We start from the raw sequence: 21,886 nt of genomic DNA on the forward strand, positions 1-21,886 counted from the left end.
TTAGGCAAACGATTTAAAAACGGTTTACAGAGACAAATTCACTCAGTATTATCTTTGCCCATGGAGAGATGGCTGAGTGGTTGAAAGCACCGGTCTTGAAAACCGGCATACGTTAGTAGCGTATCTAGGGTTCAAATCCCTATCTCTCCGCCACATTTTATAGTTTTGCGTCGGAGAGGTGGCCGAGTGGCTGAAGGCGCTCCCCTGCTAAGGGAGTATAGGGTTTGTAGCCCTATCGAGGGTTCGAATCCCTCCTTCTCCGCCATTGCTTTTAAAAAAACCGCTTTTAATAAAGCGGTTTTTTTTATGTCTGAAATTGACTCATCCCAAGTACATGCGTAGTGCAAACACCTCCCCGCACAAGCGAATTAATACGCTACTTATTGATAAGTTTGAAGAAGTCACATACCTTGTAGATGAACGGACTATACTGTATTGCGACAACATACGATTAATAATTAAGAACGATATGAAATTCAAACAAGCTTGGCAGGCACGACTCTGTTATCTTTTTTTGTCTGGCGGATACGTACTCTTTGGCAAACTACTGACTGTCTTTGCTTTTCAAGATCAAGTCTTGCCCATTTGGCTGCCTGCTGGCTTTGCTTTGGTTGGTGCTTTTATTTGGGGGTGGCGCTTTATACCAGGGCTGGCCATTGCTTCCATTTTATTTAACTGGTCCACAGCGCATGGTTGGAGCTTATCGGCGCTGAACTTAGAAAATGTTTCTGCCGTTGCTATGATAGCAACCGGCGCGGTATTGCAAGCCATGCTCGGCGGATACTTGCTGCGCGCTTGGCTAGGCCACCCATTACAGTTAAAAAGCAGACTGCATATCGCTTACTTTGTGGGTTTAATAGGGATCGCCATTAATCTGGTCTCGGCCAATATCGGCGTGTTTGCACTAAGTCTATATAGCACTGAGTATAGCTTTGCCAATCATTGGAATAATATGCTGGCTTGGTGGCTGGGAGACTCGCTTGGGGTACTCATTGGCGCCCCCGCTTTGTTGATGCTATTACAGCCTTGGCTAAGCAATACGCAAAAATTGAATAATGTTGTGAGCACCTTTTGTGCCTGTATCGTACTATGCGCGTCCGTTGCCTTTACTACTTATTTATACAATCAAAGTAATTTAAAAAGCGCCAACATGAATGCTCAACGAGAAGCACAGATCATTGAGAACATTGTTTATCGCTATGTAAATCGCAGCATGCTAGCAATACAAGCTCTCTCTAGCCAATTGCAATCTAGAGCCCAATTTTCACAAGCTGAGTTTGACACGATTGCTGAACGACTTAAAAACGATTATTCATTTTTGCGCGCTTTATCATGGAATGAGCGTATCACCCCATCCCAACGTGAGCAGCTTGAAAACGAGCTTGTGGCCTTGTATGGCGGATCTGCGCGAATAAAAGGCGAGCCCATTGAGGTGACTGATCCGCTCGTGGTCGTAAAATACATCTCACCACTCAATGGCAACCAAGGTGCACTCGGGTTTAACGTATATTCTAAACCAAGTAGAAAAGCCGCGATCATCCGCTCAGCCATCGCCACAGAACCACAAGCCACAGATATTATTTACTTGGTGCAAGATAACCGCCCCTCTCCCGCTTATTTATTGTTTTCTCCTGTTTATGATATCAACAGCGGCGACAAACACATGAAGATCAGAGGCTATGCTACCGCAGTCGTACAAGTAGAAACACTGCTGGCTGAAGCTTTAAAGCAAGCACAAGCCAAATTATTCAACGTGACGTTTTATGATCTCAGCAACGATGATATTTTTTACCGCAATTACGACTTGGACTACAAAGTACAAGATACGATGGTACGCGGCGCCACGCTATTCGTTGCGGGTCAAAAGTGGCGCATGGAGTTATCGGTAAAAGGAGAATATGCATCGAGGCTCAATCAACGACTCACGCTGATGTTGCTCGTGCTACAACTGAGTATTACTTCTTTAATTATCTATATCTTGCTACTTTTCAATTACCAACATCACGCGCTAAACGGTTTAGTAGAGCAGCGTACGCGCTCTTTAGCAAAAGCAAAACAGCAATCCGACAAAGCAAACCAAGCTAAAAGTCGTTTTTTGGCCAATATGAGTCACGAGATCCGTACCCCCTTAAATGCAGTGATAGGCTTTGCTTCTCTTGCAAATACCACTCATAACGCCAGAGAATTGTCCGAATACATTAAAAAGATAGGCTCCGCATCGAAAACCCTACTTAATCTCGTCAATGACATACTCGACATTGCAAAAATTGAATCAAACCGTTTACACATTGATATGCATCCTTTTGATTTGCAAGCGCTCATCAATCGGGTAGATACGATGTTTGCATCCAGTGCACAATCCAAAAGTATTGCTTGGCAAGTCACCCATAACCTGTCTGGGCCAACTTGGATTTTGGGAGATGAAATGCGCATCGAGCAAATCTTGATCAACTTATGCAGTAACGCCATTAAATTTACCCCCCAAGGCAGCGTGACTTTTGATGTGCATGCAGAATATGGCACCAAACAAGTCAGTATAGCCTTTACCGTGACAGATACGGGCATTGGTATTGATCAGCAAAAGCAACAAACAATTTTCGATGCCTTTAGCCAAGCAGACAACTCTACCTCACGTAAATATGGCGGAACGGGTCTTGGCCTTGCAATCGCAAAAGAACTCAGCGAGCTAATGGGTGGAGAGTTAAAACTGCAGAGTGAAGTCGCACAAGGTAGCTGCTTTACACTGAAACTCAGTTGTGACAATGCGATCGCTCAACATCAACATCTTGAACAAGTCGACACTTCTCAAATTCATGGTTTAAGAGTGCTGGTTGCAGAAGATAACCCTGTAAACCAAGTCGTTATAAAAGCAATGCTCAATTCCCTTGGAATACAACATGCGGTTGTCGCAAATGGCAGAGAAGCTGTCGAAGCCGTGCAAAAAGACGCTTATGACATCGTATTAATGGATTGCCAAATGCCAATCATGGACGGTTATCAAGCCACTGCCGCAATTCGCCAGTTCAAGAGCAGCGAAGAATTACCCATCATCGCATTGACAGCCGATGTGATGCCCGAAGACAAAGCCCACGCATTAGCCATTGGTTTTAATAGACATCTTGCAAAACCGCTTGAGCGAGATAAGCTGGCTACATGCTTGGCAAATTACTGCTAATGATATGAATATAATAATACTTATAATAATCTTGCTCGGCTCAACCTCTTCATTGAGTAGTTATGCAACTGAGCAACAGGCTCAGCGAACGACATGTGTGAGCATAGCGTCCGACTGGCAATCAATAGAAGCTCAGCAAAAACAAGGTCTGTACCGCTTTGCTAGGAAGCAAGGCCCTGTCACTTGGCAAGTTGCGCATTCAGCGCCTTACAGCGAGTACTTAGCCCAAGCAAAAGCCATCATAGAAAGTCGCAACCCCAGAGCACAGCTACCGTGCCCAGTTTCAACGCCAGTGGCGTCACGACTTGGCTTTGTGCAGAGCGAACTTAAAGTTGCCGATCTCATTGCCCCGTTTGAACTCAGACAATTTAGAAATGACCGTGCTGTGCTCTTACTGCATGGTTTAACCGACTCGCCTTTTACCTTTCACTTTCTTGCTGACTCACTTTATCAGCAGGGCTTTAGCGTTCGTACTCTTTTATTGCCAGGCCACGCCACTGCGCCCGACGATTTACAACGCGTAAATTACGAAGATTGGCAAGCCATCGTTGACTATGCCATTGCCAAAACAGCGCAAGATTTTAATAACTTTTCGGTACTGGGGTATTCCACAGGGGGCGCGCTGGCCATTACTCAAATTGCGAAAAAACCACCCGAAAATTTACGTGCACTTGCGCTCATTTCACCGGCCAGTGAACCGCACAATAAAAATGGTTGGCTGGCAAAATGGGTCGCAAAAGTCCCTTGGGTTAATTGGATTGATGCGGATGCCGATCTCGACTTTGCAAAATATGAGTCTTTCCCATGGCAAGCGGCCGCACTCGCCGATCAAGCAATGAATCAAGTCAAGTCAGTGAATTTACCCAAAGCGTTACCTTTATTTAGCGCGTTGAGTGAAGTTGATAGCACCATTGACAGTCAAGCGAGTTTAGCAATGCTAACGCGGTTTGCTATGTTAGCTAACAACCCTGACGACCACACATTACTCTATTATGGCAATATTAAATCCGCCAGAGTGCAACTGCCGCCCGCTTATCCCATCACAACGCCGCATTGCACCCATGAAAGCTGTGCGCAGGTGATAGATATGTCGCATATTGGTATTTTACAACCACCAGCACACCCCTATTATGGTTGGCATGGTGTATATCGCAGTTGTGGTGGCTACCTAGGTGAATTAAGCAAATATTTAGAATGCAAACGACATACATCCCCCTTGCTAGGGGAAAGAACACCGCACAACTTGCGTATGAAAAGACCATTACAAAGATTAACATTCAATCCTGCGTACGATGATTTTGTAACGCAGTTAGTCTCATTTTTAAACCCGTATCAAGACAGGTATGTTCAACCATAAGTTTATCAATACAATTGATGAAGTATCACAAACACAGTGGGATGCACTCAACGATAACCTTTTTTGTAGCTTTGCGTGGTTACGAGCGCTTGAGCAAAGTGGCTGTGTATGCACAGAAACAGGCTGGCAGCCGCAGCATCTGCTTGTTTTCGATAATGAACACCTGATAGCCATCATGCCCGGTTACATTAAAAGCCATTCTTATGGCGAATATGTATTTGACTGGTCTTGGGCAGACGCGTATCAACGTTACGGGCTAGATTACTACCCAAAGTGGTTGTCTGGAGTTCCCTTTACGCCAACTCAAGGGCCAAGAATACTGTGCCGCCAACCAAGTAATCTACTGTATCAGTATATTAGTACGGTGTTAAAACAAGCCTGTGAGCAACGTCAATGGTCCAGTGTTCATATTAACTTTTTGCTCGAGCATGCCGCTTTGTCTGACGCCTTTTTTGTTCGACATGGGGTCCAGTTTCACTGGTTTAATCGCCAGTATCAGTCCTTTGCTGACTTTTTAGGCTCACTGACATCCCGAAAACGTAAAGCAATCAAAAAAGAGCGGCAACAAGTTGAACGGCATGCATTGTGTGTAGAATGGCTTTCAGGGAAAGACATTTCTGCAAACATGCTACAACAGTTTCACGCTTGTTATCAGCTCACTTATTTAAAACGTTCTGGGCATAAAGGCTATCTAAACTTGGCTTTTTTCGAACAACTTATCGACACAATGCCTGAGCAAATCAGGTTATGCGTTGCGAAAGAAAATCAGACCTTGGTTGCGGCAAGCCTCTATTTATGTGACCAGTACACGTTATACGGTAGATATTGGGGCGCATTGGAGGCCTATGATGCATTGCACTTTGAGCTTTGCTATTACCAAGGTATCGAGTACGCAATTAAGCACCACCTGCATTGTTTTGATGCGGGTGCACAGGGAGAGCATAAGATAACCCGCGGGTTTGAGCCTGTGCAAACCTACTCTGTTCATCATATTGAAGACCCTCTCTTTTCAAAGGCCATCCAAGATTTTATTATCCAAGAGCAGGCTCACGTAGCCAATTACCAACAACAATGCGCCTCTTTACTGCCTTTTAAACAGCAATAAGCGATTATTGGCTGGCATCTCATTGTCGAATAGCAGGCTAAGATCGGCCTTACTGGCCAAATCGCAGATCCATTCAAAATCTCGTATGCCACTTAGGCTATCTTGGCGCTTTAAAAATGCATCAAACTGCGCATTACTCTCACTGGTAAAGCGGCCTTGATAGTTAAATGGCCCATAGACACACAACAGCCCCTCATTCGCCAAATGCGTCTTCACACCTGAAAAAAATGCCTCAACCAGCTTCTTACTCACAATATGCATGGTGTTTGCACTGTAGATAACTGGCACTTGCGCTATCGGCCAAGGTGCATTGAGGTCTAACAGCAATGGCGAACACACATTCGTCAGCTGTGCCTCATCAATCCATGCCTGAATACCCGCATGGTTGATAGGTCTATCGCTGGTTTGCCACTGCAAATGAGGCAGCGCCCTTGCAAAATGAATTGCATGTTGTCCCGTGCCTGATCCAATCTCTAAGACTTGGCTATACTGTGCTAAATGTGGCCGGAGCACCGACAGTATGGCGGACTTATTATTTTCACAGGCTTGAGAGTAAGGTTTATCCATAGAAATCTCCTGCACAGAGGTTGAGCATGTATGCCCAATATTGAGGCAATTTGAGTCTCAAAATGCAAGTGCTCACATAAAAAATCATTTAACTATTTGAATTTTAAAAATTTCACCTATTGGTATGTCTCATGCATCACTAGTTGTGAATTAAATCACACGAGGACAACATTATGTTTATTTCTACCATCACTCATATGCCTATTTGCGAAAGCGGTCTCGTAGAGAGCCATGATGAGGACTTGTTCATGAATAGCGATGAATATCGTAAAGAAGTGCAAGATATCTTAACCCCAACCGAACAAGAAGATGCGCCAAAAACAGCACAAACCTTCATTCTAGGTTATAACTAATCACTGACTCTCATAGCTTTTGACACATTCCCAATACGTGTGCCAAAAGCTATGCGCCAATCACATAATCCCCCCTGTTAGAAACTAAGCAATATTGTCATCGATAAGCAATTGATAACTCGTGCCAATCAGTTACGATAGTTGTGATCACATCACTAGGTACTAAAGGAGCTTACATGCCTACATTTCGAAAAGTCCATGACAGTATGGGCACACTTAACATTCCCGAGAATGCGCTCTATCAGGCACAAACACAAAGAGCCATCGATAATTTTCCCGTAAGCTCTCTCACCATGCCAACCGCCTTTATTCAGGCTTTAGCGCATATCAAACAAGCTGCGGCACAAGCCAATGCGAGCTTAGATAAATTAGAGGAAAATAAAGCAAACGCTATTATCGCGGCTGCGCAAAGCATTATCGCGGGTCAATATATCGAGCAATTTCCTGTTGACGTATTTCAAACAGGTTCTGGCACCAGTTCAAACATGAACATCAATGAAGTTATCGCCTCCTTAGCAAGTAAGAACTGCAAAGATGAAATACATCCGAATGACGATGTGAACATGGGGCAAAGCTCCAACGATGTGATACCCACAGCTATCCACGTGAGTTGCGCACTGCTGCTGACAAACCAGCTTCTTCCAGCTTTAGCGCATTTGAGTAAACAAATTGAACTGAAAGGCCGCGAAGTTGGACATCATGTCAAAACCGGGCGCACTCACTTAATGGATGCAATGCCAGTAACATTCGCACAAGTACTCAGCGGCTGGTTTACGCAAATACAGATGGCAAGCAAAAATATAGAAGCACACCTCGATAATATGTACGCACTTGCTCAAGGTGGCACAGCTGTTGGTACGGGCGTTAATTCCAATAGCGAATTTGTAACTCAATTCAATCGCCACCTGCGCGAAAACACGCGTATCCCATTTAGAGCATCAAACAATTTTTTCTACAGTATTTCAACTCAAGATTCCGTAGTAGGTTTATCGGGTAGCCTCAAAACACTCGCAACAGCGATTATGAAAATTGCCAATGACTTGCGATGGATGAACTCAGGACCACTATCAGGCTTGGGTGAAATCGAGCTTGAGGCGTTACAACCCGGTTCATCAATTATGCCGGGGAAAGTCAATCCCGTGATCCCAGAATCTGCCGCCATGGTCTGTGCTCAGGTCATTGGCAACGATTGTACTATTACCGTTGCAGGGCAATCTGGCAACTTCGAGCTGAATGTCATGCTTCCAGTAATTGCCTATAACATAATTCAAAGTATCGAGTTGCTGGCAAATACTAGTAATTTACTGGCAGACAAAGCAATCTCCAGCTTCAAAGTGAATACCAACAACATTAGTAAGGCTTTGCATAAAAACCCAATTCTTGTTACAGCACTGAACCCGATCATCGGTTACGAAAAAGCAGCAAAAATTGCCAAACTCGCGTATGAGCAACAGCGAGATATTATTGACGTTGCAAAGGAACAAACCGATCTGAGCGAAGCACAGCTGCAAGACTTGCTTGATCCCAAAAAGCTAACTGGGGAAACTCAAGCTTGATCTGATAATGTATTTAGGTACATTATCTTTACACTTGTAACTCGCGCATTTAACGTGCAAACTAGTTTAAAAACAAAGGAGTTATTATGGTAAAGCTTCCCGTTGGACTTATTGCAACACTGCTGTTGAGCGGTTGCAATTACGCATCTCATGATCCTGTTACGCGTGTAACTGACGATCAAAATACCGTGAACGCGCAATCTGAAAAAGTCACAAAGCCAGCTCAACCTTTAACTCCTGTTAAACAAAAATTGGCCGCTGCTACCCCAACTAAAGCGACGGATATTGCCACTCTGCATGACCAATTAAATGCATTGATACAAGATAAAAACTGCGATACATCAGCTCAGTGTCAAGTCATAGGGGTTGGTAGTAGAGCGTGTGGCGGCCCCAATAGCTACGCTATTTATTCAAGCAAAACCGCTTCGTCCGCTCAGGTCGAAGCATTGGCGAAACAGATCACAGAGCAAGAGCGCGCATACAACAAAAAAAATAGCATGGTAAGTATTTGTGAGCATTTAACGCTACCAAGCACTCAATGTGTTGAAAATAAATGTGTTAAACTTTCAAATAACGCTCAAGCAACTTATTAAAGATACGCGATGAATTTGATTAAAACTTTAATGTCTGTTGCCGTATGTTGCTCGTTACTGAGTGGCTGCGAACTGATATTGCCAATGCAACCTGTAGCGATAGAAAAGTCACAGTATGATACGCTCAATGAGCTAGTCGCTGATAAAAGCTGTGATGCCAGTTACCAATGCAAAGTACTTGAAGTGGGGGAGAGACCCGCATGCGAGGGACCCAGCCGCTATATCATTTATTCTTCTAAACAGGTGAATGAACAAAAAATAGAGTCCATTGCGGCCTCTATTACGGCAAAAGAACATGCTGAAAACCAAAACAAGCTTACAGAAGATAGATGTAAACAGGTTATCCCAGTACTCCCTATTTGCATCCAAAATAGTTGCCAACCATACACGAGCAAATACTAAACAAGCAGTTGCCCTATTAGAGAAATAACCACTATCATTAAGGCACTACCTCCAGCGTACCAGATATAGCTTATTTCAACTCGGCGCTTGACCCAATAGTAATATAAAAAACGCAAAAAATAGCTCGCAGACGTGCCAAACAGTGCAAATATGATGAGTAAATAAATTAAGTAAAACGACACAATAACCCTTACCTGATATACCTACCTTAAATAGTAACGACAAACCCCGCACTTTGCACTAGGTACAAAAGGTTAACGACAGCGAACGTAGTAAGGTCGTTTCCTTTGCGTAAGGTGATATCGTGCAAAAAAGCGCGTAGCGCTTACATTCCTTTTGCGCAAGGTGAATTAGGTGCAAAATGTTAGCGACTTGAACGAAGCGAAACGCTCTTTTTGCGCAAGCAGGGTGCAAAGGGTTAACGATAACGAACGCAGTGAGGACGTTTCCTTTTGCGCAAGGTGAAATGAGTAAGTTTAACTGCTGCTGAGGGACTCACCTACCAAACTGAGGGAGCGTTGCTTAGCGGCAGTGAAGGTGACTCTTTTCACCTTGCGCAAACATGTCTCTTTATCAGCGAGTTTCTTCTGCAAGAACCCAAGAGACAATTTTGTACCAGACGCAAAAAACCCCGATACTTTCGTATCGGGGTTTCTCTTATTAGGACCTGGCGATGTTCTGCTCCACAGCGGCTACTTCCACATGGCCGCTGCCACACTATCATCGACGCTACAGTGCAAAAGGTTAGCGACTTGAGCGAAGCGAAACGCTCTTTTTGCGCAAGGTGAAGTGAGCCAGTTTATAAAGCGCTGAGAGACTAACTTTTTAAAACCCCAAAAAGCAAAAAACCCGTCGCATAAATGCAACGGGTTTCTTTAAATAAAATCCTGACGATGTTCTACTTTCACATGGCAGCTGCCACACTATCATCGACGCTGTTTCGTTTCACTTCTGAGTTCGGCATGGGGTCAGGTGGTTCCAAAACGCTATGGTCATCAGGAAAAATTCTATAAAATCTGGAAAAATTCTGATAATTCTAAAACTGTCTACTTCAGTTAATACTAACTTCTGTCGCTTAAACCACTTTGGCGTTGTATGGTTAAGCCTCACGGGTAATTAGTACTGGTTAGCTTAACGTATCACTACGCTTCCACACCCAGCCTATCAACGTTGTAGTCTTCAACGGCCCTTCAGTTAACTTAAAGTTAAAGTGAGAACTCATCTCGAGGCTCGCTTCCCGCTTAGATGCTTTCAGCGGTTATCGATCCCGAACGTAGCTACCGGGCAATGCAATTGGCATCACAACCCGAACACCAGCGGTTCGTCCACTCCGGTCCTCTCGTACTAGGAGCAGCCCCTCTCAATTCTCAAACGCCCACGGCAGATAGGGACCGAACTGTCTCACGACGTTCTAAACCCAGCTCGCGTACCACTTTAAATGGCGAACAGCCATACCCTTGGGACCGACTTCAGCCCCAGGATGTGATGAGCCGACATCGAGGTGCCAAACACCGCCGTCGATATGAACTCTTGGGCGGTATCAGCCTGTTATCCCCGGAGTACCTTTTATCCGTTGAGCGATGGCCCTTCCATTCAGAACCACCGGATCACTATGACCTACTTTCGTACCTGCTCGACGTGTCTGTCTCGCAGTTAAGCTGGCTTCTACCATTACACTAACCGTACGATGTCCGACCGTACTTAGCCAACCTTCGTGCTCCTCCGTTACTCTTTGGGAGGAGACCGCCCCAGTCAAACTACCCACCAGGCACTGTCCTCAACCCCGATTAGGGGCCTAAGTTAGAACATCAAACATACAAGGGTGGTATTTCAAGGTCGGCTCCACGATGACTGGCGTCACCGCTTCAAAGCCTCCCACCTATCCTACACATGTAGGCTCAATGTTCAGTGCCAAGCTGTAGTAAAGGTTCACGGGGTCTTTCCGTCTAGCCGCGGGTACACAGCATCTTCACTGCGATTTCAATTTCACTGAGTCTCGGGTGGAGACAGCGTGGCCATGGTTACACCATTCGTGCAGGTCGGAACTTACCCGACAAGGAATTTCGCTACCTTAGGACCGTTATAGTTACGGCCGCCGTTTACCGGGGCTTCGATCAAGAGCTTCGACTTACGTCTAACCCCATCAATTAACCTTCCGGCACCGGGCAGGTGTCACACCGTATACGTCATCTTACGATTTTGCACAGTGCTGTGTTTTTAATAAACAGTCCCAGCCACCTGGTCACTGCGGCTGTCGTCAGCTTAAGGAGTAAATCCCATCACCAACAACAGCGTACCTTCTCCCGAAGTTACGGTACAATTTTGCCTAGTTCCTTCACCCGAGTTCTCTCAAGCGCCTTAGTATTCTCTACCTGACCACCTGTGTCGGTTTGGGGTACGATTCGAAATAATCTGAAGCTTAGAGGCTTTTCCTGGAAGTAGGGCATCAGTAACTTCACCACCGTAGTGGCTCGTCTCGTGTCTCAGCCTTAAGAACCCGGATTTTCCTAAGTTCTCAGCCTACGCACTTTCACATGGACAACCAACGCCATGCTTACTTAGCCTGCTCCGTCCCCCCATCGCAATTATTCCAAGTACGGGAATATTAACCCGTTTCCCATCGACTACGCTCTTCAGCCTCGCCTTAGGGGTCGACTTACCCTACCCTGATTAACATGGGATAGGAACCCTTGGTCTTCCGGCGTGCGGGTTTTTCACCCGCATTGTCGTTACTCATGTCAGCATTCGCACTTCTGATACCTCCAGCATACCTCCCGGTACACCTTCAACGGCTTACAGAACGCTCCCCTACCCCGCGAATATACCCCGAAACTATCTCTTACCAACTCAACGTGTTGGTCGCTTGACCGTTGGGCACTTCGTGCGTCAACGTTAATCTTAAAATAGTTTGGGTGGTATATTCGCAGCCGCAGCTTCGGTGGTATGTTTAGCCCCGTTACATCTTCCGCGCAGGCCGACTCGACTAGTGAGCTATTACGCTTTCTTTAAAGGGTGGCTGCTTCTAAGCCAACCTCCTAGCTGTTTTAGCCTTCCCACATCGTTTCCCACTTAACATACACTTTGGGACCTTAGCTGGCGGTCTGGGTTGTTTCCCTCTTCACGACGGACGTTAGCACCCGCCGTGTGTCTCCCGGATATTACTTTACGGTATTCGGAGTTTGCAAAGGGTTGGTAAGTCGGGATGACCCCCTAGCCTTAACAGTGCTCTACCCCCGTAAGTATTCGTCCGAGGCTCTACCTAAATAGATTTCGGGGAGAACCAGCTATCTCCCGGTTTGATTAGCCTTTCACTCCTAGCCACAGGTCATCCCCTAACTTTTCAACGTTAGTGGGTTCGGTCCTCCAGTTGATGTTACTCAACCTTCAACCTGCCCATGGCTAGATCACCGGGTTTCGGGTCTATACCTTGCAACTAAGCGCCCAGTTAAGACTCGCTTTCGCTACGGCTACCCTAATCGGTTAACCTCGCTACAAAATATAAGTCGCTGACCCATTATACAAAAGGTACGCAGTCACACCACGAAGGTGCTCCTACTGCTTGTACGTACACGGTTTCAGGTTCTATTTCACTCCCCTCACAGGGGTTCTTTTCGCCTTTCCCTCACGGTACTGGTTCACTATCGGTCAGTTGGGAGTATTTAGCCTTGGAGGATGGTCCCCCCATATTCAGTCAAAGTTTCACGTGCTCCGACCTACTCGATTTCACTTTAGATAAGTTTTTGTGTACGGGACTATCACCCTGTGTCGTCAAACTTTCCAGAATGTTCCACTAACTACACTAAAGCTTAAGGGCTGGTCCGATTTCGCTCGCCGCTACTTTCGGAATCTCGGTTGATTTCTTTTCCTACGGGTACTTAGATGTTTCAGTTCTCCGCGTTCGCTTCATACAGCTATGTATTCACTGCATGATGACCCAAAGGGCCGGGTTTCCCCATTCGGAAATCCTAGTCTCAAGCGCCTCTTACTGGCTCAACTAGGCTTATCGCAAGTTAGTACGTCCTTCATCGCCTCCAACTGCCAAGGCATCCACCGTGTACGCTTAGTCACTTAACCATACAACCCAAAATGGTTTGTATCGTCAAAGACAGTTTAACTTCGCCAGAAGTTAATATTGAATACTAAAGTAGACGCTAATAAACAAATCCTTAATAAGAACTGCTTATCGGCATGTTTTACTTTTGAAAACTCTTTATAGATATAAATATCTACAAGAATTAATTATCAGCTTTTCCAAATTTTTAAAGAGCAAGAGAATTTAACTTCTCAAAGAGAAACACACTTCATACTCAGGATTTACCTGAAGTATGTTTATCTTTAAAAAGTAAAGTGGTGGAGCTAAGCAGGATCGAACTGCTGACCTCCTGCGTGCAAGGCAGGCGCTCTCCCAGCTGAGCTATAGCCCCACAATACTGGTGTGTAACATTGTTTATGACCGACTTTAAGCAAAGTGGTGGGTCTGAGTAGACTTGAACTACCGACCTCACGCTTATCAGGCGTGCGCTCTAACCAGCTGAGCTACAGACCCAAACAATGTTTGTGTTCTCTAATTCTAATCAACAATCATCTGTGTGGACACTTCGAACAAATAAGTTCTAAATCGTATAAGGAGGTGATCCAGCCCCAGGTTCCCCTAGGGCTACCTTGTTACGACTTCACCCCAGTCATGAATCACTCCGTGGTGATCGCCCTCCCGAAGGTTAGGCTAACCACTTCTGGAGCAACCCACTCCCATGGTGTGACGGGCGGTGTGTACAAGGCCCGGGAACGTATTCACCGCGGCATTCTGATCCGCGATTACTAGCGATTCCGACTTCATGGAGTCGAGTTGCAGACTCCAATCCGGACTACGACGCACTTTAAGTGATTCGCTGACTCTCGCGAGCTCGCAGCACTCTGTATGCGCCATTGTAGCACGTGTGTAGCCCTACACGTAAGGGCCATGATGACTTGACGTCGTCCCCACCTTCCTCCGGTTTATCACCGGCAGTCTCCTTAGAGTTCCCGACCGAATCGCTGGCAACTAAGGATAGGGGTTGCGCTCGTTGCGGGACTTAACCCAACATCTCACAACACGAGCTGACGACAGCCATGCAGCACCTGTATCAGAGTTCCCGAAGGCACTAATCTATCTCTAGAAAATTCTCTGTATGTCAAGTGTAGGTAAGGTTCTTCGCGTTGCATCGAATTAAACCACATGCTCCACCGCTTGTGCGGGCCCCCGTCAATTCATTTGAGTTTTAACCTTGCGGCCGTACTCCCCAGGCGGTCTACTTAATGCGTTAGCTTTGAAAAAGTCCTCCGAAGAGTCCAGCTTCTAGTAGACATCGTTTACGGCGTGGACTACCAGGGTATCTAATCCTGTTTGCTCCCCACGCTTTCGTACATGAGCGTCAGTGTTGACCCAGGTGGCTGCCTTCGCCATCGGTATTCCTTCAGATCTCTACGCATTTCACCGCTACACCTGAAATTCTACCACCCTCTATCACACTCTAGTTTGCCAGTTCGAAATGCAGTTCCCAGGTTAAGCCCGGGGCTTTCACATCTCGCTTAACAAACCGCCTGCGTACGCTTTACGCCCAGTAATTCCGATTAACGCTCGCACCCTCCGTATTACCGCGGCTGCTGGCACGGAGTTAGCCGGTGCTTCTTCTGTAAGTAACGTCACAGCTGAATGCTATTAACATCCAACCTTTCCTCCTTACTGAAAGTGCTTTACAACCCGAAGGCCTTCTTCACACACGCGGCATGGCTGCATCAGGCTTGCGCCCATTGTGCAATATTCCCCACTGCTGCCTCCCGTAGGAGTCTGGGCCGTGTCTCAGTCCCAGTGTGGCTGATCATCCTCTCAAACCAGCTAGGGATCGTCGCCTTGGTGAGCCATTACCTCACCAACTAGCTAATCCCACTTGGGCCAATCTTTAGGCGTGAGGCCCGAAGGTCCCCCACTTTGGTCCGTAGACATCATGCGGTATTAGCAGTCGTTTCCAACTGTTGTCCCCCACCTAAAGGCATGTTCCCAAGCATTACTCACCCGTCCGCCGCTCGTCATCTTCTAGCAAGCTAGAAATGTTACCGCTCGACTTGCATGTGTTAGGCCTGCCGCCAGCGTTCAATCTGAGCCATGATCAAACTCTTCAATTAAAAGTTTTTTGAAACCGAAGTTTCGTGCTCATTGAATTCTGATTTTGATTTCCTAAGAAATCGAATTGACTGTGCTGAAACAAGTAAACTTGTTTCCGTTGGTCACTCAGTTCAATTGAGACTCTAAATTTGTTTGCATCCTCTAGCTAGGCTAGATTTTGCTGTTAGAACTCAATCTGTACGAGTGCCCACACAGATGATTGCTTCATATTTTTAAAGAACGTTTCGAGTTGCTTTCGCGTCTCGAGGGATGTGCATTCTAAGCATTCCCGATTTTTTGTCAACACTTAATTTGAAGTTTCTTTTTTAGAAGTTTCAAGTTTAAGTTTTACTTGACGCTGACTCGTTGTTGCCTTGCTTATTCAGCGTAGCGCTCCGTGTCAGTGGGGTCGCATTATAGGGCGGCGAATTAAAAGCGCAAGTGCTTTTTTGAAGAAAATTGATAAAAATGGATTGTTCGCGTAATTTTTGAGCGAAACCACCGTTTTTATAACTTTCGCTACATCGGCATTACATTAAAGACAAGCTCATTGACGGCTATGAACATCACAATAATATGCAACTAGCTAAGCATAGAAGGTAACACAACATGAAAGAGCGGATAATAAGAAATAGATTTGCCTTAATTGGCGTTACTATTAGGGCTCTTGGTGAATCCAAGCTAACGCTGAGATGTGAAAGGCGAAAAGAGTAGAACGAAGTAATCTCACCATTGTGTGAAACCTTGGGAAAACATCAATGATGTTTGTAATGCAGCACATAAGATCAAAACGATATTTAAAAGCATAAAATGGTGAGCACACGGATACGCGATGAAAACTTTGATGCATAAGCGTAGTTAAATAATAACGCAAGCTATTCGCAGAGCTGTCGGATTGTACTCTATAAAAAGGCTTACGTTGCGCAAACATGTCTCTTTATCAGCGAGTTTCTTCTGCAAGAACCCAAGAGACAATTTTGCACATAACGCAAAAAAGCCCGACTCTTTCGAATCGGGCTTTCTTTTATTAGGACCTGGCGATGTTCTGCTCCACAGCGGCTACTTCCACATGGCAGCTGCCACACTATCATCGACGCTACAGTGCAAAAGGTTAGCGACTTGAGCGAAGCGAAACGCTCTTTTTGCGCAAGGTGAAGTGAGCCAGTTTATAAAGCGCTGAGAGACTAACTTTTTAAAACCCCAAAAAGCAAAAAACCCGTCGCATAAATGCAACGGGTTTCTTTAAATAAAATCCTGACGATGTTCTACTTTCACATGGCAGCTGCCACACTATCATCGACGCTGTTTCGTTTCACTTCTGAGTTCGGCATGGGGTCAGGTGGTTCCAAAACGCTATGGTCATCAGGAAAAATTCTATAAAATCTGGAAAAATTCTGATAATTCGTAAAAATCTACTTTAGTTAATACTAACTTCTGTCGCTTAAACCACTTTGGCGTTGTATGGTTAAGCCTCACGGGTAATTAGTACTGGTTAGCTTAACGTATCACTACGCTTCCACACCCAGCCTATCAACGTTGTAGTCTTCAACGGCCCTTCAGTTAACTTAAAGTTAAAGTGAGAACTCATCTCGAGGCTCGCTTCCCGCTTAGATGCTTTCAGCGGTTATCGATCCCGAACGTAGCTACCGGGCAATGCAATTGGCATCACAACCCGAACACCAGCGGTTCGTCCACTCCGGTCCTCTCGTACTAGGAGCAGCCCCTCTCAATTCTCAAACGCCCACGGCAGATAGGGACCGAACTGTCTCACGACGTTCTAAACCCAGCTCGCGTACCACTTTAAATGGCGAACAGCCATACCCTTGGGACCGACTTCAGCCCCAGGATGTGATGAGCCGACATCGAGGTGCCAAACACCGCCGTCGATATGAACTCTTGGGCGGTATCAGCCTGTTATCCCCGGAGTACCTTTTATCCGTTGAGCGATGGCCCTTCCATTCAGAACCACCGGATCACTATGACCTACTTTCGTACCTGCTCGACGTGTCTGTCTCGCAGTTAAGCTGGCTTCTACCATTACACTAACCGTACGATGTCCGACCGTACTTAGCCAACCTTCGTGCTCCTCCGTTACTCTTTGGGAGGAGACCGCCCCAGTCAAACTACCCACCAGGCACTGTCCTCAACCCCGATTAGGGGCCTAAGTTAGAACATCAAACATACAAGGGTGGTATTTCAAGGTCGACTCCACGATGACTGGCGTCACCGCTTCAAAGCCTCCCACCTATCCTACACATGTAGGCTCAATGTTCAGTGCCAAGCTGTAGTAAAGGTTCACGGGGTCTTTCCGTCTAGCCGCGGGTACACAGCATCTTCACTGCGATTTCAATTTCACTGAGTCTCGGGTGGAGACAGCGTGGCCATGGTTACACCATTCGTGCAGGTCGGAACTTACCCGACAAGGAATTTCGCTACCTTAGGACCGTTATAGTTACGGCCGCCGTTTACCGGGGCTTCGATCAAGAGCTTCGACTTACGTCTAACCCCATCAATTAACCTTCCGGCACCGGGCAGGTGTCACACCGTATACGTCATCTTACGATTTTGCACAGTGCTGTGTTTTTAATAAACAGTCCCAGCCACCTGGTCACTGCGGCTGTCGTCAGCTTAAGGAGTAAATCCCATCACCAACAACAGCGTACCTTCTCCCGAAGTTACGGTACAATTTTGCCTAGTTCCTTCACCCGAGTTCTCTCAAGCGCCTTAGTATTCTCTACCTGACCACCTGTGTCGGTTTGGGGTACGATTCGAAATAATCTGAAGCTTAGAGGCTTTTCCTGGAAGTAGGGCATCAGTAACTTCACCACCGTAGTGGCTCGTCTCGTGTCTCAGCCTTAAGAACCCGGATTTTCCTAAGTTCTCAGCCTACGCACTTTCACATGGACAACCAACGCCATGCTTACTTAGCCTGCTCCGTCCCCCCATCGCAATTATTCCAAGTACGGGAATATTAACCCGTTTCCCATCGACTACGCTCTTCAGCCTCGCCTTAGGGGTCGACTTACCCTACCCTGATTAACATGGGATAGGAACCCTTGGTCTTCCGGCGTGCGGGTTTTTCACCCGCATTGTCGTTACTCATGTCAGCATTCGCACTTCTGATACCTCCAGCATACCTCCCGGTACACCTTCAACGGCTTACAGAACGCTCCCCTACCCCGCGAATATACCCCGAAACTATCTCTTACCAACTCAACGTGTTGGTCGCTTGACCGTTGGGCACTTCGTGCGTCAACGTTAATCTTAAAATAGTTTGGGTGGTATATTCGCAGCCGCAGCTTCGGTGGTATGTTTAGCCCCGTTACATCTTCCGCGCAGGCCGACTCGACTAGTGAGCTATTACGCTTTCTTTAAAGGGTGGCTGCTTCTAAGCCAACCTCCTAGCTGTTTTAGCCTTCCCACATCGTTTCCCACTTAACATACACTTTGGGACCTTAGCTGGCGGTCTGGGTTGTTTCCCTCTTCACGACGGACGTTAGCACCCGCCGTGTGTCTCCCGGATATTACTTTACGGTATTCGGAGTTTGCAAAGGGTTGGTAAGTCGGGATGACCCCCTAGCCTTAACAGTGCTCTACCCCCGTAAGTATTCGTCCGAGGCTCTACCTAAATAGATTTCGGGGAGAACCAGCTATCTCCCGGTTTGATTAGCCTTTCACTCCTAGCCACAGGTCATCCCCTAACTTTTCAACGTTAGTGGGTTCGGTCCTCCAGTTGATGTTACTCAACCTTCAACCTGCCCATGGCTAGATCACCGGGTTTCGGGTCTATACCTTGCAACTAAGCGCCCAGTTAAGACTCGCTTTCGCTACGGCTACCCTATTCGGTTAACCTCGCTACAAAATATAAGTCGCTGACCCATTATACAAAAGGTACGCAGTCACACCACGAAGGTGCTCCTACTGCTTGTACGTACACGGTTTCAGGTTCTATTTCACTCCCCTCACAGGGGTTCTTTTCGCCTTTCCCTCACGGTACTGGTTCACTATCGGTCAGTTGGGAGTATTTAGCCTTGGAGGATGGTCCCCCCATATTCAGTCAAAGTTTCACGTGCTCCGACCTACTCGATTTCACTTTAGATAAGTTTTTGTGTACGGGACTATCACCCTGTTTCGTCAAACTTTCCAGAATGTTCCACTAACTACACTAAAGCTTAAGGGCTAGTCCGATTTCGCTCGCCGCTACTTTCGGAATCTCGGTTGATTTCTTTTCCTACGGGTACTTAGATGTTTCAGTTCTCCGCGTTCGCTTCATACAGCTATGTATTCACTGCATGATGACCCAAAGGGCCGGGTTTCCCCATTCGGAAATCCTAGTCTCAAGCGCCTCTTACTGGCTCAACTAGGCTTATCGCAAGTTAGTACGTCCTTCATCGCCTCCAACTGCCAAGGCATCCACCGTGTACGCTTAGTCACTTAACCATACAACCCAAAATGGTTTGTATCGTCAAAGACAGTTTAACTTCGCCAGAAGTTAATATTGAATACTAAAGTAGACGCTAATAAACAAATCCTTAATAAGAACTGCTTATCGGCATGTTTTACTTTTGAAAACTCTTTATAGATATAAATATCTACAAGAATTAATTATCAGCTTTTCCAAATTTTTAAAGAGCAATATCACTCAGTCATAAGACCAAGCAACAATCATCTGTGTGGACACTACGAACAAATAAGTTCTAAATCGTATAAGGAGGTGATCCAGCCCCAGGTTCCCCTAGGGCTACCTTGTTACGACTTCACCCCAGTCATGAATCACTCCGTGGTGATCGCCCTCCCGAAGGTTAGGCTAACCACTTCTGGAGCAACCCACTCCCATGGTGTGACGGGCGGTGTGTACAAGGCCCGGGAACGTATTCACCGCGGCATTCTGATCCGCGATTACTAGCGATTCCGACTTCATGGAGTCGAGTTGCAGACTCCAATCCGGACTACGACGCACTTTAAGTGATTCGCTGACTCTCGCGAGCTCGCAGCACTCTGTATGCGCCATTGTAGCACGTGTGTAGCCCTACACGTAAGGGCCATGATGACTTGACGTCGTCCCCACCTTCCTCCGGTTTATCACCGGCAGTCTCCTTAGAGTTCCCGACCGAATCGCTGGCAACTAAGGATAGGGGTTGCGCTCGTTGCGGGACTTAACCCAACATCTCACAACACGAGCTGACGACAGCCATGCAGCACCTGTATCAGAGTTCCCGAAGGCACCAATCTATCTCTAGAAAGTTCTCTGTATGTCAAGTGTAGGTAAGGTTCTTCGCGTTGCATCGAATTAAACCACATGCTCCACCGCTTGTGCGGGCCCCCGTCAATTCATTTGAGTTTTAACCTTGCGGCCGTACTCCCCAGGCGGTCTACTTAATGCGTTAGCTTTGAAAAAGTCCTCCGAAGAGTCCAGCTTCTAGTAGACATCGTTTACGGCGTGGACTACCAGGGTATCTAATCCTGTTTGCTCCCCACGCTTTCGTACATGAGCGTCAGTGTTGACCCAGGTGGCTGCCTTCGCCATCGGTATTCCTTCAGATCTCTACGCATTTCACCGCTACACCTGAAATTCTACCACCCTCTATCACACTCTAGTTTGCCAGTTCGAAATGCAGTTCCCAGGTTAAGCCCGGGGCTTTCACATCTCGCTTAACAAACCGCCTGCGTACGCTTTACGCCCAGTAATTCCGATTAACGCTCGCACCCTCCGTATTACCGCGGCTGCTGGCACGGAGTTAGCCGGTGCTTCTTCTGTAAGTAACGTCACAGCTGAATGCTATTAACATCCAACCTTTCCTCCTTACTGAAAGTGCTTTACAACCCGAAGGCCTTCTTCACACACGCGGCATGGCTGCATCAGGCTTGCGCCCATTGTGCAATATTCCCCACTGCTGCCTCCCGTAGGAGTCTGGGCCGTGTCTCAGTCCCAGTGTGGCTGATCATCCTCTCAAACCAGCTAGGGATCGTCGCCTTGGTGAGCCATTACCTCACCAACTAGCTAATCCCACTTGGGCCAATCTTTAGGCGTGAGGCCCGAAGGTCCCCCACTTTGGTCCGTAGACATCATGCGGTATTAGCAGTCGTTTCCAACTGTTGTCCCCCACCTAAAGGCATGTTCCCAAGCATTACTCACCCGTCCGCCGCTCGTCATCTTCTAGCAAGCTAGAAATGTTACCGCTCGACTTGCATGTGTTAGGCCTGCCGCCAGCGTTCAATCTGAGCCATGATCAAACTCTTCAATTAAAAGTTTTTTGAAACCTAAGTTTCGTGCTCATTGAATTCTGATTTTGATTTCCCTTTATAAAAGAAAAATCGAATTGACTGTGCTGAAACAAGTAAACTTGTTTCCGTTGGTCACTCAGTTCAATTGAGACTCTAAATTTGTTTGCATCCTCTAGCTATGCTAGATTTTGCTGTTAGAACTCAATCTGTACGAGTGCCCACACAGATGATTGCTTCATAATATTTTTAAAGAACGTTTCGAGTTACTTTCGCGTCTCGAGGGATGTGCATTCTAAGCATTCCCGATTTTTTGTCAACACTTAATTTGAAGTTTCTTTTTAAGAAGTTTCAAGCTTAAGTTTTACTTGACGCTGACTCGTTGTACTTTCGCTTTAGTGCGTAGCGCTCCGT

At 46.4% G+C, this 21,886-nt stretch carries 8 protein-coding genes, 4 tRNA genes and 6 rRNA genes; 9 read left to right on the plus strand and 9 right to left on the minus strand.

Going from position 1 to position 21,886, the window contains the following annotated elements:
• Positions 1 to 62 precede the first annotated feature (62 nt).
• The 5 genes from AC5FX4_RS02325 (at position 63) to AC5FX4_RS02345 (ending at position 5,637) form a co-directional block, all read left to right on the plus strand.
• Positions 63 to 153 (plus strand) — tRNA-Ser (locus AC5FX4_RS02325).
• A gap of 19 nt (positions 154 to 172) precedes the next feature.
• Positions 173 to 265, plus strand: a tRNA-Ser gene (locus AC5FX4_RS02330).
• Between the two features lie 204 nt (positions 266 to 469).
• On the plus strand, positions 470 to 3,175 hold the full coding sequence (locus tag AC5FX4_RS02335; RefSeq protein WP_493604919.1) for a CHASE domain-containing protein: 2,706 nt from the start codon (positions 470 to 472) through the stop codon (positions 3,173 to 3,175).
• 4 nt (positions 3,176 to 3,179) lie between these two features.
• Positions 3,180 to 4,532 carry an alpha/beta hydrolase gene (locus AC5FX4_RS02340; protein ID WP_493604920.1) on the plus strand — a complete coding sequence of 451 codons (1,353 nt, stop codon included), beginning with the start codon at positions 3,180 to 3,182 and terminating at the stop codon, positions 4,530 to 4,532.
• Positions 4,519 to 5,637, plus strand: coding sequence for a GNAT family N-acetyltransferase (locus AC5FX4_RS02345; protein WP_493604921.1), 1,119 nt, complete (start codon positions 4,519 to 4,521; stop codon positions 5,635 to 5,637). The genes AC5FX4_RS02340 and AC5FX4_RS02345 overlap by 14 nt, the downstream gene beginning before the upstream one ends.
• Here the strand turns inward: AC5FX4_RS02345 and AC5FX4_RS02350 are convergent.
• Positions 5,614 to 6,204: a DUF938 domain-containing protein gene (locus AC5FX4_RS02350; RefSeq protein WP_493604922.1), complete on the minus strand. Its 591-nt coding sequence runs from the start codon at positions 6,202 to 6,204 to the stop codon at positions 5,614 to 5,616. The genes AC5FX4_RS02345 and AC5FX4_RS02350 overlap by 24 nt on opposite strands.
• A gap of 173 nt (positions 6,205 to 6,377) precedes the next feature.
• Between AC5FX4_RS02350 and AC5FX4_RS02355 the strand changes: the two genes are divergently transcribed.
• The 4 genes from AC5FX4_RS02355 to AC5FX4_RS02370 all read left to right on the plus strand — a co-directional run bounded on the left by AC5FX4_RS02355 (position 6,378) and on the right by AC5FX4_RS02370 (position 9,108).
• Positions 6,378 to 6,557 (plus strand): hypothetical protein, encoded by a 180-nt coding sequence (locus tag AC5FX4_RS02355; protein WP_493604923.1) that lies wholly within the window; start codon positions 6,378 to 6,380, stop codon positions 6,555 to 6,557.
• 176 nt (positions 6,558 to 6,733) lie between these two features.
• A complete protein-coding gene (locus tag AC5FX4_RS02360; RefSeq protein WP_493604924.1) occupies positions 6,734 to 8,113 on the plus strand; it encodes a class II fumarate hydratase in 1,380 nt (459 codons plus the stop codon).
• Between the two features lie 86 nt (positions 8,114 to 8,199).
• On the plus strand, positions 8,200 to 8,706 hold the full coding sequence (locus AC5FX4_RS02365; protein ID WP_493604925.1) for a hypothetical protein: 507 nt from the start codon (positions 8,200 to 8,202) through the stop codon (positions 8,704 to 8,706).
• Between the two features lie 9 nt (positions 8,707 to 8,715).
• On the plus strand, positions 8,716 to 9,108 hold the full coding sequence (locus AC5FX4_RS02370) for a hypothetical protein (RefSeq protein WP_493604926.1): 393 nt from the start codon (positions 8,716 to 8,718) through the stop codon (positions 9,106 to 9,108).
• 885 nt (positions 9,109 to 9,993) lie between these two features.
• Here the strand turns inward: AC5FX4_RS02370 and rrf (AC5FX4_RS02375) are convergent.
• The 8 genes from rrf (AC5FX4_RS02375) to AC5FX4_RS02410 all read right to left on the minus strand — a co-directional run bounded on the left by rrf (AC5FX4_RS02375) (position 9,994) and on the right by AC5FX4_RS02410 (position 21,496).
• Positions 9,994 to 10,108 (minus strand): 5S ribosomal RNA (gene rrf, locus AC5FX4_RS02375).
• A 95-nt stretch (positions 10,109 to 10,203) separates the two neighbouring features.
• Positions 10,204 to 13,182: ribosomal RNA gene (locus AC5FX4_RS02380) — 23S ribosomal RNA — on the minus strand.
• Positions 13,183 to 13,456: 274 nt separating this feature from the next.
• A tRNA-Ala gene (locus AC5FX4_RS02385) sits at positions 13,457 to 13,532 on the minus strand.
• A gap of 45 nt (positions 13,533 to 13,577) precedes the next feature.
• Positions 13,578 to 13,654, minus strand: a tRNA-Ile gene (locus AC5FX4_RS02390).
• Positions 13,655 to 13,731: 77 nt separating this feature from the next.
• Positions 13,732 to 15,270, minus strand: a 16S ribosomal RNA gene (locus tag AC5FX4_RS02395).
• Positions 15,271 to 16,502: 1,232 nt separating this feature from the next.
• Positions 16,503 to 16,617, minus strand: a 5S ribosomal RNA gene (gene rrf / locus AC5FX4_RS02400).
• Positions 16,618 to 16,711: 94 nt separating this feature from the next.
• Positions 16,712 to 19,690: ribosomal RNA gene (locus AC5FX4_RS02405) — 23S ribosomal RNA — on the minus strand.
• A 267-nt stretch (positions 19,691 to 19,957) separates the two neighbouring features.
• Positions 19,958 to 21,496, minus strand: a 16S ribosomal RNA gene (locus tag AC5FX4_RS02410).
• The 16S, 23S and 5S rRNA genes sit together here with 2 tRNA genes alongside, the layout of an rRNA operon.
• Between the last annotated feature and the right edge of the window lie 390 nt (positions 21,497 to 21,886).

The organism is Pseudoalteromonas sp. ATL1 (genome assembly GCF_058933015.1).